Genomic DNA, 17,779 nt, shown 5'->3' on the forward strand with positions numbered 1-17,779 from the left:
ACTCTAGCACTCTCCGCTCCCAGCATTTTGAGAAAATAGTGTTTTCGCCATTGCCAAGTCGTCGACATCGTCAATATCCACAGCACTAGTTAAAGGAATAGGCTCAAAAGCGTGGTTCGGCCCATAGAAATTATTATGCTCAAGTAGCTTTGGAGCTTTAGCCAGCCAAACAGCGCCTGTCGGACAATAAAGTTCAGGCAAATCTTGGGAACGCCAGGCTGCATACTCTTCAAACAGCCGGCTCGGTTGACCATCATCACGCAAAGTAACGGCCCACCATGGATTCATCCAACCGAATTTGAAACAGCTAATTTGAAAGTCACGCGCCTTTGAGATAAAACTCTCGAAAGCGGCTCTAATATCAACAGCAGAGCGCAGCGGACAATTAGCCATCAACTGCGCTACGATGCCATAGTTTTCGCCCCAATAGTGCATGGCCTGCCGAAGCGCTGCCGTCGTTGCCATGCTCACGGGCGAGTGATCATCCGCGCACTCCAAACGCAAGAAAGGAACCTCGGCGCCACACTCTCTAGCGACCTGGGCAATATCTTCATCATCCGTCGAGACCAGCACCCTATCAAAAACACCAGCCTGCAGGGCAGCTTCGATTGTCCATTCAATCATTGGCCGGCCCATAAAATCAATAACGTTTTTATCAGGAATGCGTTTGGAGCCACCACGAGCAGGAATGATGGCAATATGTTTGCTGACTACCATAAACACCATCCGCCATCAGCCATAATGGTTTGCCCCGTAATCGCAATATTGCCGTCTCGAATCATGCTATCCAAAGGCCCTGCCAGATCAGCTTCACTTAACATACGTCTGGATGGGGATAAAGCCGAGTAGCGCTTTTCAAACTCAGCATCAACCCGCCCTTTCACTCCTCCATAGGCAATACAGTTCACTCGAATCTGTCTCTCGGAAAAGCGAACGGCGAGCTCTTTGGTCAAATGCATCAACGCGGCTTTGGCCACACCATACTGTATTGGGGACTGATGAGGATAGACGTCGTACAAGTCTGGATTGGCTGCTACAGCGCCATATTGGGAGCCGATATTGGTAATGGTTTTGAGATCATCCGACTGAGAATTATAAAGAGCCACTGAGAGTTCATAAGGAACGACAACGCCCAACAAGTATTCCTGTTGAAATTCCTCGCGCTCAGTTTGCCCCATCCGGTTAGTCGATAGAGAATTCAAACTTCGTGCATTATTGACCAAGTGATTGACAACATGACCGGCATCATGCACCTTTTCAATCAGCATTGCTGCCGCATTCTCTTCTGTCAGGTCAACGACGAAGCCTGTCAACTCACCCTCGCCTTGGTGTTCAACGATTAGTGAATCGGCTCGATTGCGGCTGGTGGAGGTAAAAATAACATTCCAACCTCGTTTGACGAAGTGGGAGACAAAAACGCGGCCAAACTTTCCAGTACCGCCCGTGATCAAGATTGTCTGGCTCATGACTTACCCTGTTCAATAAGCGATACCACTCTTGAGTGGTGCTCCTTGGGTGACTGCACTGTATTGTTTTCGATTCCTCTCACAAAGTCTTCAAGCGCCTTTTTGAACGCAGAGAAGGCATCCGTAAAAAGGAGTTCTTTCCACCCCTTCGTTCCGTGAAGCCTTATCGATATCGGGGCTACGGCGTCACCGGTTGCTAAAAAGCTTGTCTGGATACCGCTTTTCCAAGAGACCGACAGCATGGCACCTGTAGTTCCATATCTGCCAATCATGCGCGAAAAAGTTTCGGGCGAATCTTCACTGGACAGAAACCGCAAACTTGGCTCTATGACATGAACAGCATATTTATTCCAAGACTTTGGCGTTGTAGCAATAATGTTGCGGATTTCACCCAACCCCTGCAACTCAGCATCGCTCAACTTCAACTCATCGCTATAAGACAGCGCGGAGCAGCTAAATATCTGACCGGGGTATTGCTCCAAGTCGTAGAGAGCATCCAGTTCATTCAAACTCAATGCTATCGGCTTGTCTATGTAGACAGGAATCCCCGCCTTGAGAAATGGCGCGGCATGTTTATAATGGTTCTCCGCATCGTCTCTTGCCAGTAACAGGCCATCGATCATACCGATCATATCATTTGGATGACCCACAACTTTTGGTATTCTGGCTGCGCTGGCCACTTTAGTAGACAGTTCTTGATCCTGAGTCCAGATCGAAGTCACCTTGGCAGAAGATAGCTGGCTGTCCGGCCAAATCTGACACTCAAGATAACGCGGGATGACAGGAAATCCGCAGGATTCCATGGCCGATTTATCGTAACCATTGAAGATAGCCCCCCAGGAATAAGGATGGCCATTGCCACTCGACAAACCAATCATACCTAGGTTAAGCATTACAATTTCCACATGGACGGATTAATCAGAGCTTCATCATGTGAGCACAGGTACGCTGGCGGTACTATTTGACGGAAACGTGTGCTAGACAGGATATCTTCAAGCTGATTTTGGCAAGTCACGCCAACGACCACCTTATCTATTTGAGGTCGTTGAACGAGAGCCCCCAAGCAAGCTTCTAACAGTGAGACATTTTCATCACGACACCATTCATCGATACGCAGAAACAGATCAGACCAGGGCTTGAAGAACTCAGGCCTGTCACTTTCATGCATTAAAAGCAACCCTTGCAGGAAAGCCGATCGAACATGAATCTCAATCTCCAACTGTTTAAGCCTATCTAGCCACCCAGACTCGTACATGCGCTGATCGACCAGATTCATCGGCGCTTGCACGATATCGAAATCGTACCTTGGGCAAAGTTTCTCCAGCTCTTCGGGACCATATACGGAGATACCAATTTTTTTTACGAGCCCGCACAACTTGAGCTCACAAAGAGCCTCATAAAGGCAGTCTCCGCCAGACTCCATCAAGTCCAAAGGGCGGTGCAGCAAAAGACCATATAAACTTTCACGATTCAACTTGACCAGCGAATTCTGTATATGGTCAATCACCCATTTTCTGGCGCTGCCAGCGTGATCCCCTCTAGGTGGTAATTTAGTCACAACATCAAAATCTTTGGTTCCAACCAACCCTAGCAGCGACTCACTTTCACCATAACTAACCGCGGTATCCAGGGTCGTCACGCCAGCCCCAAGCGCAATATCTAAAATGCGCCTCACATCGTGCAACCCCACCTTGCCAGCACTATTAGCAACGCCATAATTCATGCCAAATTGCACGGTTCCCAGTGCTATTTTCATTTTCCCAGCACCTCGGACAGTACACGAATCACCGCGTCCTGCTGCGACTCACTCAGATCAGGGAACAGCGGCAGACTGATCGCCTCGGCGTAGTACCGCTCTGCCAGGGGGAAATCCCCGTCGCCAAACCCGAGCGCGCGGTAATAGGGCTGGGTATGCACCGGGATGTAGTGCAGATTGACACCGACACCTCGCGCGCGCAGTGCCTCGAACACCTCCCGGTGGGAGGCCGAGATTCGCGCCAGCTCGAGCCGGATGACATAGAGATGGCGCCCGGAGTAGCTATCCGGATGCTGCCAGGGTGTCACCACCGGCAACTCGGCCAGCGCAGCGTCATAGCGCGCCGCCAGACGATGCCGCTCGGCCACGTAGTGATCGAGTCGCTCGATCTGGGAAACGCCCAACGCGGCCTGTAGCTCGGTCATGCGGTAGTTGAAGCCTAGAGCGATCTGCTGGTAGTACCAGGGCCCATCGGCTTCATGCGTCATAGCAGCTGGATCACGGGTGATGCCGTGGCTGCGCAGCAGCGCCATTTTCTCGGCGAGGGTGTCGTCGTTGGTCAGCGCCATGCCGCCTTCGGCGGTGGTAATGATCTTGACCGGATGAAAGCTGAAGATGGTGATATCGCTATAGCGACCGCTGCCGATGAACTCCCCCTGATACTTGCCGCCAACCGCGTGTGAGGCGTCTTCGATGATCCGGAAGCCGAAGCGCTTGCCCAGCGCATGGATCGCCTGCATCTCGCAGGGCTGGCCGCACAGATGTACAGCGACCACCACCTTGGGCAAGCGCCCATGGCGTTCTGCGTCGAGCAGCTTGGCCTCCAGCGCTTTGGGGCAGAGATTGTAAGTTCTGGGGTCGATATCGACGAAATCGACACTGGCACCGCAGTAACGGCCGCAGTTGGCCGAGGCGACGAAGGTCACCGGGCTGGTCCAGAGCCAATCGCCTTCACCCAGACCCAGCGCCAGACAAGCAATATGCAGCGCCGAGGTGGCGCTGTTGACCGCCAGCGCGTGCCGGGCGCCCACATGGTCGGCTAGCGTACGCTCGAACAGCGGCACCTGCGGCCCCTGGGTCAGAAAGTCCGACTGCAGCACCGAGAGAACGGCATCGATATCCGCCTGCTCGATCGCCTGCCGGCCGTAAGGAATCATCAGATGGCTCCGATCTTGTCCCAGTTACGCTCGATCCACGCCTGCAGCTGCGCGTCGGTCATCCACTCGGCGTTGTTATGGCTCGAGTAGTTGAAGTCCTCCGCCACTCGGGTTCCCCCCTTGATCCGGTTCACATCCTGATCCCACTTGTTGATTGCGGGCAGGATCTTGTAGTGGTCAGGGTACTCGTAGGTGTGCAGCGCATCCTCCTCACCGATCATCTGCTCGTGCAGCTTCTCGCCGGGGCGGATGCCGACGATCTCCTGGCGGGCGTCGGGCGCCACGACACGCGCCAGATCGGCCACCTTCATCGACGGGATCTTCTTGACGTAGATCTCGCCGCCCTCCATATCCGCGAAGGCGTGCCAGACCAGCTCGACGCCCTCTTCCAGCGAGATCATGAAGCGAGTCATGCGCGGGTCGGTGATCGGCAGCACGCCCTTGTCGCGCATCGAGAGAAAGAACGGAATCACCGAGCCGCGGGACCCCATGACATTACCGTAGCGCACCACGGAGAAGCGCGTCTCGTGCCCACCGGCATAGGAATTACCCGCGACGAACAGCTTGTCGGAGGTCAGCTTGGTCGCCCCGTAGAGGTTAACCGGGCTGCTCGCCTTGTCCGTGGAAAGCGCCACCACCCGCTTCACTCCCTTGTCGATACAGGCGTCGATCAGGTTCATGGCGCCCAGGACGTTCGTCTTGACGCACTCGAAAGGGTTGTACTCGGCGGTGGGCACGATCTTGGTGGCGGCCGCGTGGACGACATAGTCCACGCCATCCAGGGCGCGATAGAGGCGGTCTCTGTCTCTGACATCACCGATGAAAAAACGCACCCGCTCTTCACCCGCGAACAGCTTGGCCATCTCCCACTGCTTCATCTCGTCACGCGAATAGACGATGACCTTGCGGGGGTTGTACTGGCTCAGCACCATGTGCAGGAACTTGTGACCGAAGGAGCCGGTGCCGCCGGTGACCAGGATCACAGAATCATTGAACATCCATTTTTACCTCGGGCCGCTTCGCCACGCGCCGCCCCGCTCACGCAGGTACCGGCATCTTGCGCTCATGCTACTGCCTGACCCAGCATTCAAAGCGGCAAACAAACCACCCGCAAGGGAACAAACCCACCTTTTCGCGACCACGTGACCACGCGCCGCTCCAATACCGCCGCCCGAATTTCCCCCGCAGAAGCCAGCTTCGTCGGCGGAAAATCGGAACGCCGAACGAAAAAGAGCCTTTCCGGTGCCGGGTCTCCCCGGTCGTGAAAGGCTCTCTGGACGATCTGCCGATGATCTTCTAATGCCGGCCCACCCCAACGGCGGGCGAGCGAAGGCTCAGATACGCTTGCGCGGGATCACATGCCACGAAGAGCGACCACCCTTGGCCGCGGCTCGGGCATCCTCCTTCAGGCGAATGCGCTGGAGCACGCGGTACTGCAGCCGATTGAAGTAGCCGAACCCCAGGCCCGGCAGCGGCACGAAGGGATTGGTACGGCTCATCCCCCACAGTGCCAAGCGCGAGCTGCCGGGTTCGGCCTCGCCCCGTGCATGAACGCCAAAGGTATTGGCGATCAGCAGGGTGTTACCCTTGACCCGGAAAGCCTGCGGGCCGCCATGGCCCAGGCGCTGCGCCTCTTCGACACTGACCCGGAACGAACCGCGAGCGGTGTAGCTGTCCGCGTGTTGGCGCGCCCGCACGCTCATCTCATACTCCCACTTCAGCCGCTCCCGGTGCGGCCGGTTCGAACCCGGCACGAACACGAAAGGCCCGTTGTGGTCGGTGACGTCTTCCAGGTAGAGCCAGAACTTCATGGTCGGCTGGAAGGTATCCACGTGCAGATTCTTCTGCGGGTCGCGCTTGTACTCCTCGGGACGATCTCCGTTGTGCACGTTCTCGATATGGCAGATCGGCAGGCGCGCGTGCCCTGCGCAGTAACGGAACAGCCGCTTCAAGGCCGGGTCTTCCAGTACCGCTTTCACCTCGGGCAACTGTGCGACCACCTCCGGCGCCAACAGGATACGGTGGGTGTCGGTGTCGCCCTGGCAGCACTCGCGGATCTCTCCCTCGTAGTTGCGCACCGCCGCCACCAGCGCCTCGAACTGCGCCGGCGGCAGGTAGTTCTCCTTGAGCACATAACCCTCGCGCCGGAACGCGACCCGATCCGCTATGGGCACACCGGGTGCGAACATCGCCATGCGCAGGCGCGAAATCCAGTAGGCCAGCCACACCCTGGCCGCGTGCAGCCCCCAGCGATTGAGCCGCTCGCTGCCGAGCACCGGGTTGCCCTTGAACGACTTGGCGCCGGTGAACAGCTCACCGAGCCAGATCGGATACCGAGTCCAGGATTTCATAAGTGGCAACCTCCCGACATCACAGTCATCATCGTTGATCAGCCTTCCCTTGCTCGAGACGCCCTCGATCGGCGCGTTCGATGAATGCCACACAGACATTGCCAAAAGCCAGTTTCGCCGGCCTACCGCAAAACCCAGGTCTCTCCAAACCTATCACTCGCCCCGCTGACGCCAGAACACCTCGGCAATGGCCGGATCGCCAACCTCTCGCGCTCTCTGCCCAGCGGCACGTGCCATGCTTTCCCGCTCATCGGGATATCGAATGAGCCGGTGAAGCGCCTCTTCCCACGCTTTGGCGTCGTCCTCGACCAGAAGCCCATCGACACCGTCGGTAATGACCTGCGAATAAGGCGCGCGGGCACTATAGAGCCCGACACCACCCATGACGGCGATATCCAGCAGTTTGATCCAGGATTTGCCACGGTTGAACGGGGTAGGCAAGAGCGGCGCCAGGCCGATGTGCAGCCGGCGCTGACGCTGGTAGGTCAGAAAATCCGCCCACATCCTGGCATCGGGGCAAGAGACCCGATCGAGCCGGCTCAAAGTCTCGGGCGCGTTGGCCCCCAGCATGATTTCGAAGTCACTTTCAGACCGGGCATCGTGTACCGCGCGGATGGCCGGCAGGAGCGCCTCTAGATCGGCAAGATGCGCGCGCGTGCCATGAAAGCCGATCTCGACCCGCTTTCCGCGGTGGTGCGAATAATCAGGCAGCGGCGAGATCAACGAAGGGGGTAATACAGAAACCCGCCGATGATGCTGCCTTGTCGTCGTCGCCAGGCTCTCGCTGCAAACCACCACTTCATCGGCGAGCGCGAAGAGGCGAGGCTGTATCTCGCAGACCAGTGCCTGCATACGCAGCCGATACTCCTCCGGCAAACTCGGGTCGCGTGCGGCGGCCAGCAGGTCGTCGTCGAGCAGATAGTAGATCTCACCGAACCAGCCGCGAAAGCGCGTGAGCCAGTCGAGCCAGGATGCACTCAGGGAGCGCGTGATGACCACATTCGCGCCCCGCCAGGCATAGGCCTGTAAAGGCCAGTAGCGCCAGGGCGAACGGGCCCGCGTATCCAGGTAGACCGTGCGTTGCCCGACCTGTGCCAGCCGAGGAATCAGCTCACGGAAATAGATATCCTCGGTCGGGTGGGCGCCATCGCTCAGCACCAGCCAGCGGCAGGCCAGATAAGGGCGGCGCGGTGTCTCACGCAGTGCCGCCAGTCGCTTGCGCCTGGCCTTCTTGGCCCGCGGCGTCAGCGGCGTTTGCTCTCGCACCGCCTTGGTAGCCCCCACTCCCGCGCCCAGCGCCGCATTGGGCTCAGCGCAGGGAGAAGTCTTCATAACTCAGCGTGAGATTGGGGTTGTAGGCGGGGTCCTGCTGCAGCGCCTCACGCCAGCGCTGGCGCATATAGTCTACCTCACGTTTGGCCCGGGCCTGCTTGACAGGGTTATCGTCGGCGCCGCGGGAGATCGACTCATGATGATAGAGTTCGGCGAAGGGGGTCCACAGGTTGCGATACCCTTGTTCGCGCACTTTCAGGCATAGATCGACATCGTTGTAAGCGACGGTCAGCTCGGTCTCGTTGAGCCCCTGCACGGCATCGAAGACCTCACGCCGCAACAGCAGGCAAGCCGCTGTGACCGCAGACAGGTTCTGCACCAGATTGAGCCGATTCTGATAGCCCGGGTGCGCCCGCGGGAAGAAGCGATGCGCATGCCCGGCTACGCCGCCGAGCCCCAGGATCACACCGCCGTGCTGAACGGTACCGTCGGGATAATAGAGCTTGGCCCCGACACAGCCGATTTCAGGCCGGCAGGCATGGGCCACCATCTCTGTCAGCCACTCCGGGTTGATGGGCTCGATGTCGTTATTGACCAGACCAATGATCGAACCGCGCGCGTGCCGCGCCCCGAAATTGTTGATCGCAGAGTAGTTGAACGGCTCGTTCCAGCGCAGCACGCGAACCCGCGTATCTGCCTGAATGGCCTCCATGTAGGCCAGCGTCTCCGGGCAGCTCGATTCATTGTCGAGGATGATCACCTCGTAGTTCGGGTAACGGGTGATCGCAAGCAGCGTATCCACACACGGCTTGAGTATCTCCACGCGGTCCCGAGTGGGGATCAACAGCGACACCAGCGGCTCGGGCTCAGGAACGGCCCATCCGATTCTGACAATGTCGTCGCCGGCGATTTCGACCGTCGCGTGAGAATCCAAACGCTGGAGATGATCCGCCACCGCCTGACAGCTACGCTCGGCCCGGCGAGCGCTTACCGCAGGCGTTTCAGGGGTCTTGTGATGGACCACGAAAGGCACATGATGAATGCTTGCGGCAGGCACCGAACGTGAGACTGCGAGCAGCAAGCGGTGCATATCGAGCAGTGGCCCGTCGACAGTCGGGGCGTCCAGCGCGCGCAGCACGTTCGCCCCGAACGCCACCGCATGGCCAATGTAGTTGGTCGAGAGCAGCAGATCCGGGTTCCACTGCGGCTTGAAGTTCGGTGCGGTGCGCTCGCCGTTGGCATCCAGACTGTCATCGTCACCATAGATGACCGCTGCATCGGCATGGACCTGCCGATGGTTAGCGAAATGGAATAGCGCACTGGGTGCGAGCCGGTCGCCACAGCGCAGAAACAGCATGTAATCGTTGGCGGGATCTTCCAGCGCCTGCGCCAGCGCCGCTGCCAGATCACCCTCCACCCGCAAAATGCGCGTATCGTCCCGCGCTTTCTCCCCGAACCAATCGGCCAGCGCCGTGTCCAGACGAGGAGCTGACTCCGTAACCGGCTCAGCGTCGATTGTGCCATCCATGCCCGTATCCATGGGCACCGGCACATATAGCCGCCAGTCCGCGAAGCGCTGCCCGAGTACCGAGTTCAGCGTTTCACGCGCTGCTTCAGGCGCGGAAAGCATCTCGCCCTGGGTCAATACGATGGCGAATTGGGGGCGCTCCGCAAACTGCGATTGAACCCGCGCGACCTTGTTGGCGGAAGGCTCGCGCAGGATCTCGATATGTTCCTGCCAATATTCGTAACTCGTCTCCGGGGCACAGTGCGTAAAAGTCGCCTCATAATAAGCGCTCAGTATCCGCTTCCAGTTGATGCCCTCTTCCCTACCCTCGCGTTTGAGCGAACGAACGATGGTCTTTTCGCTCACGCCCTGGAAGCGCTTATCGGCGTAACCGATGCGATTGATCATCCGCGTGTAGGCAAAACGCGCCGTCAGCCAGACGATATTGAAATGATCGACACGGAACTGCCCTTCCTGGCCCACCAGCGGCTCCAGCCGAATGCGACGAGCGCCATAAGGCACGAAGCAGACCCGCTTGGAAACCTTGCCGCTTCTGACGACCAGGAAAATGCTGTGCCTGCGTTCGAAGCCCCGCCCCATATCGAAAGTGAGACAGGCCGCCGCCGCACGCCTATCGTGGCTGACGCCCAGCTCGATCATGTTCCACCCCGCCGTGGGCTTGTCGCCCAGGAGGATGAAGTGCGCCTCCTTGTCCGCAGCGTGCCAGGTGAAGCCGCTTGGCTCCGATTCAGCGACGGGGTGCATCTCCCCCATGGGCATCAACGAGGGCGAGACACGGAAACGCGGATACGCCAGCCGCCAGCGACGAGCCCGCAGAGCAAGACCACGGTTCGGCTTCATGGTGCCTCCCGCTCTGGGCTGTTCACTGCGGCTAGCGCTTCGGCACGCAGAGTCTGATAGAGCGCCTCCCAAGGCTGCCAGTCTTCCTCTTTCATGGCCTGGTGCTGGTTCGTGTCCTGGGGCTGAGGTTCAGTATCGGACTCATCCTGTTTGCCCGTGGGGCGCACCACCCGTTTACGCTCTATCTCAGCCAGCGCAGCGGCATCCAGGGAGAGCATTTTTTCTCGAATGGAAGAAGCGACTGAAAAGTCGCTCGTGGGAGGGCGAATGGCGAACCGAGCCGTCGTCTCCATCAGCACGTAGCCCGGCGAAAACGCCTCGAGAAGAGATTTATCCAAGTTCCCCGTGGTATGAGCGAATACCATCCGAGAGAAAATCCGCGGCAGGAAATTGAAGAACGCCGCACTGCAGGAGCTTCCACAGACTAACAGCGTACTGTCGACCAACGCCTCTGCGTTTTCGAATACCACGAGACGGCCGAAATTCGGTACGGCATTGTCGTAGACCTTCAACCGTGCATTGGAAAAGGAAGAAAGCACCTTGACGGGTTTCGACACGGCAGGGGCCAGTTTCCCACCCAGGTCGCCCTTTAGTGCGACTTCTTTATAAGCGTCGCTCTTGAATAGCGCCGCGACCTCCTCCCGACTCAACCCCCAGGATACAGCCAACTCGATAGAGGCCTGCATGGCCGCGGTATGCGTCCAGTGAGTATCGGTCTGGCAAAAGGCGTCTCCGCCCAACCCCTTCAAGGCCGAGAGCGGATGAATGACTTCTGTCGGTGCAATGCTCAGTATCTGTTCGACGGCGGTTTGCTTTGCCCGAGGCGTGCCATACTGAGCTTCGAGAACGGCTTCCTTGGAGGGCGTGATAAAAAACCGCCCGTGGGCCCCATGGGCTGTCAGCGTCTCCTCCAGCGCACCAAAATAAGCACCCCAGCGCTCGAGGCCGATCTCCGTCAACATCAAAGCCCCTTGATGCTGCTCCAAGCTCATGTTGCTGTCTGACTTGAGAAAGAGCCAACCCGACTTACCCGGGCGCACTTTATCGACATCGTTTACGCTCAGGCCCTGGCTGTCGACAGCGATGGTGTCCAGCGGCCACCGCTGCTGCCCGAGTTCCAGCGCTATATCGAACCGAGAGATACCCACGGGCAGGAAGAAGCGAAACCCACAGCGTAATTGAGGATGGTCGTCAAAGCGCTTGTACCCGAAATGCGCCAGCACATCCGGCCGTTGCTCGGTCAGTGCCCTCTTGAGTTCGAACTCCGGCTGCCAACGTATGACGAGACGAGCCAAGGAGTTGAACTCGGCATACGCCTCCTTGAGGAACAGCCACCCCTGCACCAGAACTTGCCCATCCTCGACTTTGGCCTTCGCGCCTTTGCTTGGGTAATCCACGACCAGGCGCTGCACCGGAGTCTCGGCTTTGTCACGCTTGCGAGAAAACATAAAACGCGGCTTGGCAGGTGCTACTTCCTGGGACCCCAGCACTTGGGCCATCTCGACCCTACGCGCCAGCTCGTGCATCTCTTCGCTAACCGCCGACGCCAAGGCCAAGGACACATCGCAACGCTCATCGTTACGGTCATGGCTCTCGAAATACTTCCTGTTTTTCTCATACCCTACTCGGGCAGCACTACCTCGACGAGACTTCTTCAGCACGAACTCTTCGACAGATTTTGTCAGGTAGTGATTGATTCTGACAGGTTCCCAAAGCACCTTCTGGGACAGCCCCGGCTTGCGGGAACCATTCCGAAATTGGTAAAAATCGAACGCTTCGCCGTTGGCGTCAACGATATCGCCACTGATCACCTCAGGGTGATGCGGATTGACCATTCTCGAGAAAGCCGAGCGTCTGAGAATGGTCTTGTAGTGATGATTAGGGGGGAATTCTTTCTTGGCCCGCATCTGGAAGCGCTCGATGACCAAGCCTTCCTGTCTGAACTTATGCCCGGAAGAGCCAAAGCAGGCCCAGTTGATGACGACAGCACTCACACTACTATTCTGGAATCTGGATTCCAGCCAGCGGTGGAGGCAGGCCTTGGGATCCTGTTCCGGGCTCTGCTCGTTCATGGGCATGACGTACTCGTCAGCATCTATGAAGCAGACCAGATCCACATCGGGAGGGCATATCGACATCAGCTTGTCGTAGGCGACCAACTGAGGTGGTGTCTCCGGTGGTGTGGCGACATCGACGTGCTGCAACCAGGCTTCCTGATCGAGCGACATCAACCACTCGCGCGTCCCATCCGTACTGCCGTTGTCTGCAATCAGGAAGTGGTCGGCACCGATGACCCGGTGATAAGCCACCCACTCCGCCAGTGAATCCATCTCATCTTTTACAATCGCCGCAATCGCCAGCTTCACCAAAGACTCCAATACAGTCGCTCTTGCCTACTCCGGGAGCCCCAGGCCATGTTCGTACTTTCGAACGGCCACGGCCCTGCGCTCAACCTGTCGAATTGGCAAAAAGCCTTGAATAGGCCTCACCCAATGAGGCCACAAAAGATGCCCGGCCGAAACGGTCCATGGCGCGCTTTCGCCCCATCTCCCCCAACCTCACCAGCCGCTCTGGCGAAGCGGCAAGCGTGCCTAGCGCATCCGCCAGGGCCTCGATATCACCCAGCTCGACCAAGGTACCACAGCCCTCCACCACTTCAGGCAGCGCGCCATGACGATAGCCGACAAAGGCTCTGGCGGCGGCCATCGCCTCCAGCGCCGTTCTCCCGAACGACTCCTGAAAATGGGACAAGCTCAATACGACCGAGACCCGCGCCAAGGCCTCATGCGGCGACGGTACATAGCCCGCAAGCTCGACCTGGCATCGCCCAGCCTGCTCAGCGATCCGCTGCGCCATCGCCTCGAGCTCCGCACTCGCAGTGCCGAACATAACGAAGTGCATAGCGACCCCACGCGCCTCCAGAGCAGACGCCAACGCCTCGAGATCTGACAGCCCTTTCTTGACATGGCCGCTGGAGAGGATGCCCACTCGCAGCGGGCAAGAAGCCTCAGCCACCGCCTCTAACACAGGCGGCGCCAGTGCCAGCAACGGCGCCATATCAATGGTATTGGGAACCACCGCCAAGGCAACCGAAGTTTGGTTACCCTCTGCCACGGACCCCCCGCCTTCGCTACTCAGCGGTAACGTAAGGAATTCATCGCGGGTAAACCGGGAATTGGCGATCAGCAGATCCGCGGCCCCCTGGGTCTTATCGATGATCCAGGCGGCATCGGCGTTCAGTGTCTCGCAAAGGGCGGCATCACCCCGCGGCAACTCGCGTAGGTGAATAGCGGTCGGCAAGCCACAGCGCCTGGCTGCGCTCAAGGGCTCCTGCAGAACCAGGCTATTGGTCGCCACCGCATCGATGCCCAGTCGCTGAATCAACGCGACGAAGTGCCCAATGGTCTCTTCTTCAGGCTCACGCCCTCTCTGAAGCCACCCATAGGGAATGATCACCAGCCGGTGACAAAGCTCACGAAGCCGTGCCACGTACTCTGTATTGATAGCTTCCGGCAAGGCGAGGATCAGCCGATAGCCCAGCTCATCCAACCCACTAGCGACGTCAATAAGGCTGCGCTCGGCCCCATAGAGCCGTTCCCCCGCCTGATGACCGCAAAGCAGCAACGTTTTTGCGCCCGGGCGCGCTGCCTGCCGGCCAGAAAGCTCGGGCAAGGGCGATAAACCCTGCGCTCGCCCTATTTCTAGATAGTGCGAAAGCGTCTGCGCGATGGGGAGTTCATCATCCAGTTGATGCCCGTAGCCGCTCTGGCTGAAGTTGGGCCCCGGGTCCATCCCCAGAAAGCGGCCTTCACGCCAGTAATGGTCAAAAGCCTCTACCCGGGTATCGTGGAGTTGCGGATAGCGACGGAGATACCAGCCGCCGTCGAACAAGCCCGACATCTCGATTCGGTCGCGTTCATCCTGATCCACTATCGGTACCGCCTGCCTCAACAAGGCTTCCGGCACCGGGAATGGCCGCGGCGAGGCAGCGCGGGGCAAGAAAAGTCTCCCTCCCTGCCCTATAGTTCGCCCGTACCAACGCCGTGCCGCACGCATATGCAACGCTCGTATGCCTGCGAACTGCGTACGGAAGTGAGTCTCGCGCTGTTGGCTCAACGACGCCTCGCTGAAACAACCAAACGCCAAAGGCATACCAGGTTCGACATCGACCAATGACTCGGCTCCGAACGCGGCTTGGACACGCTCCAGGTATTCGGAGTCAGCGTTGGCTCGCAACTCATCCCAGTACCCCAAACGCTCAAACACGCTACGGCGAAACATCAGCGATGAAATATTGCGATGAATCCATCCCTCTTCTTCCACCCGCCAGCGTTGGCAGACCAGTACCGGCGTGGCACGGGACCAATAGCTGATGGAAGCCACGGCCAAGCCTCCATCGTGTCGCGACTGATCCAGCGCCGCGATCTGTAGCCTCAATTTCTCAGGATGAGACCAGTCATCACCATCGTGAGTGGTGATCAACTCTCCCGTTGAAACAGCCAGTCCCGCGTTACGCGCAGCATAAGCGCCCTGATTATAGGGCAGAGGGATAATCCGATAGGTCACGTGCGGCGGGCACTCAGCCGCTAAACGCTCGAGAATCGCCAGGGTGTCATCGCTGCTGGCGTCATCGACCGCAATGATTTCGAGCCGGCACCCGCGCTGGGCGAACAGGCTGCGGATGGCAGTCTCCACGCTAGCTGACGCGTTGAAGATCGGCAGGATAACACTGGCGAGTGCCGCGTTTTCAGCGACGGGCTGGTTCTCCGCAGATGGCCGTAGACGATCCATCAACGGCAAGGCGCCGGGCTCGGCAATCAAGGTGGCCAAACCTCTTGCCTGCCAAGCCGCATTGAGAGGCGCCAGCACCTGCTCATCGGGCGCCCCACGCCAGATCGAGAGATTGGCCTGGGCTAGCGCAACATTGAAGTCTCTAGGCCAACGGGTGACCAGCGTATCCAGCACATGATCGAGCGTTTCCGCGGCTGCGCCAGCCTTATGAAGACACTCCAGCGCCAGCAAGCCCGGAGCCGCGCCATCAGGCCAAGTGATCAAGCGCCTTTCGGGCAGCAGATAATTGGCGGCCCGAGCCGGCTCGGCATGGACCGCGTGCCAGCGCGCCAACGCCCAGCGTGCATGGTCACGCTCTTCTTCGCTGGCATCTGGCGCGTCGATCAGCGCCTCTAGCCGAGCGGCCATGGCGCCACCGGCCCCGCGCCAGAGATGAAAATCTCTGGCCAATGCACGGTTACGCCTGGGCAAGCGCCCTTCGTGACGGCCAAACTTGAGGAAATGCACCAGCGGGTTGAGCCCGGCAGCCGCAACATCCGGATAGGCAGACAGATACCAGGCACTATCGAACTGCGGGCCCGGAGAAAGACCCTGACGCCAACCACTCGAGAGATAGTGCGCGGCAGCATTCTCTTCGCTGTCAAACACGCCAAGGGCGTTCGCCTGCGTTCGATACCACTCCGCATCGAACCACGACGACTCGACAATCAGCGCCAGATCGGGTTCTGGCCTGCGCCGCATAAGCCCCAATCGTAGCGCTGCCCGCTTGATCGGATTAGGCATCAGGGCATTGGCTCACGGTTTTCCTTGATGCCATCACGAATGAAGTGCAACAGCGGATTGATGCCCGTCATCTCGACGTCTGGATAAACTTCCAGATAGGCGGCGCTATCAAAATATGGCGAGGGGTTTCGGCCTTCAAAACCGCCAAACTTCAGATAGTGCAAAGCAGGGTTCTTACCATAGTCTGGATCTCGAGCGATATCAGGATATCGTTCGAGATACCATTGGGCATCGAACCATTCACTCACTTCGATCTCCGCCACTGCCTCAAGACGCTTGCGACGCAGTCTCCGGCGCTCTTTGCGTTTATCCCGCTCGGCACCAAAGGGAAAGTGGCCAATGGCCCAGCGCGAGGCGGCGCTTGCCGCCCTGACACCCGGCTGCGGAGACGGCTTGGCTGATGCCATGGCCTCAGGTTCCGGCTTGACAGCCACAGGCTTGACGGCACTAGGTATGGCTGTATCTCTTGGCGAGACCGCTGGCGCAGCCTCCGCTGGGCGCGCATTCTGGTTAGCAGCGCGTGTGGCTTCCGCTAGTGCTGCATTGAGGCTGGCGATTTCACTATCGCGGGATTCCAGCATCCGTGTCAGTATCGCCAGCTCGTTAAAGCGCGTCGCGATATTCTCGTCTTTCTGGCGTAGCTTAGCTTCGAGCGCGCTCACACGCGCTGCTTGATCGGCAGCGGCGTCATTACTTGACTCAGCCTTGGCACGTGCCAGGGCCGTTCTTAGCTCCTGACACTCGGCATCGCGCTTCTCTGCCAAGGCCGTCAGCGCCGCTAACTCTTCAAAGCGCTTCTGGAGGTCATGCTCCTTCTGAGCCAGAGTCCGTTCGAGTGATTGACGTTGCCCTTCGGACGATGTCAGTTTTTGCTCAACATCGTATAAATCTGTCTGCGCCTGCGTGAGTTCGAGCTGCAGCACCTGAAGCTGACCGTGGGCATCGGACACATTCTCGGCCAAATGCAGCTTATCGGCTTCCAGCTCAGCCAGCGCCTCTTCGCGTTCGCGCAGGGTTTGTTGCAGGTTACTCAGATTAGCACTCTGCTCTTCACGTTCCCTAGCCACATGATCCAAGCGTGAGGCCGTCTCTCGCAGCCGTTGAGCCTGCGTTTCCGCCAAAGCCTGGTCGACGCATCCCCGACCCAACCTGGCGAAGACCTCACGCACGGTACGCGCAGCCGTAGGCGCAGCCCAACGATTGAGCAGCGTCTCTACCAGCTCAGCCGGCGTCTCACCCACCACCAACACACCCAGGCCATCACCATGATGAAAAGTCACGGAGCGATAGCGATTCTGAAGCTCCGCATAGTAGTGATGAGCGAGACACCCCGATTCGTGACGATTGATGCCCGGAATCAACACGACACCTTGACGAGAAAGTCTGGGTATCCAACGCTCCAGCAGCTCATCCATGTCCGGGTCCGTCGGCTCCAGATCAAGCGCCAGGATGTCCACACTGCCCGCTTCTATCTGCTTCGCCGCGCGGTGGAGGGGCATCTGCAGATGCCGCGCCAAACCACCATAGCGACGGTCTGCCATGGCTTGGAGCTCTTCCGCCTGCGGGCCTTCAGCCACAAGCAAGCTTTCGGCGGACAAACCCAAACGACCAAGGCCTTGGCAAAACGCGCCGTGCAGGCTACCGGCACGCGCACCCAACGTGACACAGCGCTGCGGTTGTGACGCTTCCAGTAGCCAAAAAATCCAGGGCAAATGATCAAGCCACGCCGAAGCTTCTATTTGATCCGGCCGCCAAAACATAGCCCCCTGAGCCAGGCTCTGCAGCGGCGCAGTGGCAACTGCGCGGGGCTTTTTTTCGGTTATTAACATGGCTTC

At 58.6% G+C, this 17,779-nt stretch carries 12 protein-coding genes; all 12 read right to left on the reverse strand.

The genetic code is table 11. From position 1 onward, the window contains the following. Positions 1-3: 3 nt before the first annotated feature. On the reverse strand, positions 4-717 hold the full coding sequence (locus tag J0A90_RS03115) for a cytidylyltransferase domain-containing protein (protein WP_207036081.1): 714 nt from the start codon (positions 715-717) through the stop codon (positions 4-6). After that, positions 711-1,466 carry an SDR family oxidoreductase gene (locus J0A90_RS03120; protein WP_207036083.1) on the reverse strand — a complete coding sequence of 252 codons (756 nt, stop codon included), beginning with the start codon at positions 1,464-1,466 and terminating at the stop codon, positions 711-713. The genes J0A90_RS03115 and J0A90_RS03120 overlap by 7 nt, the downstream gene beginning before the upstream one ends. Next, on the reverse strand, positions 1,463-2,359 hold the full coding sequence (locus tag J0A90_RS03125; RefSeq protein ID WP_207036085.1) for a Gfo/Idh/MocA family oxidoreductase: 897 nt from the start codon (positions 2,357-2,359) through the stop codon (positions 1,463-1,465). The genes J0A90_RS03120 and J0A90_RS03125 overlap by 4 nt, the downstream gene beginning before the upstream one ends. Continuing rightward, positions 2,359-3,222 carry an aldo/keto reductase gene (locus J0A90_RS03130; RefSeq protein WP_207036088.1) on the reverse strand — a complete coding sequence of 288 codons (864 nt, stop codon included), beginning with the start codon at positions 3,220-3,222 and terminating at the stop codon, positions 2,359-2,361. The genes J0A90_RS03125 and J0A90_RS03130 overlap by 1 nt, the downstream gene beginning before the upstream one ends. Beyond that, a complete protein-coding gene (gene pseC / locus J0A90_RS03135; protein ID WP_207036090.1) occupies positions 3,219-4,379 on the reverse strand; it encodes a UDP-4-amino-4,6-dideoxy-N-acetyl-beta-L-altrosamine transaminase in 1,161 nt (386 codons plus the stop codon). The genes J0A90_RS03130 and pseC overlap by 4 nt, the downstream gene beginning before the upstream one ends. Further along, on the reverse strand, positions 4,379-5,377 hold the full coding sequence (gene pseB / locus J0A90_RS03140) for a UDP-N-acetylglucosamine 4,6-dehydratase (inverting) (RefSeq protein WP_207036092.1): 999 nt from the start codon (positions 5,375-5,377) through the stop codon (positions 4,379-4,381). Before pseB ends, pseC begins: the two co-directional genes overlap by 1 nt. 336 nt (positions 5,378-5,713) lie before the next feature. Continuing rightward, on the reverse strand, positions 5,714-6,730 hold the full coding sequence (locus tag J0A90_RS03145) for a phytanoyl-CoA dioxygenase family protein (RefSeq protein ID WP_207036094.1): 1,017 nt from the start codon (positions 6,728-6,730) through the stop codon (positions 5,714-5,716). Positions 6,731-6,883: 153 nt separating this feature from the next. Further along, a complete protein-coding gene (locus J0A90_RS03150) occupies positions 6,884-8,062 on the reverse strand; it encodes a glycosyltransferase (protein WP_207036096.1) in 1,179 nt (392 codons plus the stop codon). Next, entirely contained in the window at positions 8,040-10,370 is a 2,331-nt protein-coding gene (locus J0A90_RS03155; protein WP_207036098.1) for a glycosyltransferase family 2 protein, read from the reverse strand. The genes J0A90_RS03150 and J0A90_RS03155 overlap by 23 nt, the downstream gene beginning before the upstream one ends. Next, positions 10,367-12,736 carry a glycosyltransferase family 2 protein gene (locus J0A90_RS03160; RefSeq protein ID WP_207036100.1) on the reverse strand — a complete coding sequence of 790 codons (2,370 nt, stop codon included), beginning with the start codon at positions 12,734-12,736 and terminating at the stop codon, positions 10,367-10,369. Before J0A90_RS03160 ends, J0A90_RS03155 begins: the two co-directional genes overlap by 4 nt. An 82-nt stretch (positions 12,737-12,818) precedes the next feature. Beyond that, on the reverse strand, positions 12,819-15,944 hold the full coding sequence (locus J0A90_RS03165) for a glycosyltransferase (RefSeq protein WP_207036102.1): 3,126 nt from the start codon (positions 15,942-15,944) through the stop codon (positions 12,819-12,821). Beyond that, a complete protein-coding gene (locus J0A90_RS03170) occupies positions 15,944-17,773 on the reverse strand; it encodes a hypothetical protein (RefSeq protein WP_207036103.1) in 1,830 nt (609 codons plus the stop codon). The genes J0A90_RS03165 and J0A90_RS03170 overlap by 1 nt, the downstream gene beginning before the upstream one ends. Positions 17,774-17,779 lie beyond the last annotated feature (6 nt).

Source organism: Salinicola sp. DM10 (assembly GCF_017306975.2).
Taxonomy (GTDB): domain Bacteria; phylum Pseudomonadota; class Gammaproteobacteria; order Pseudomonadales; family Halomonadaceae; genus Salinicola.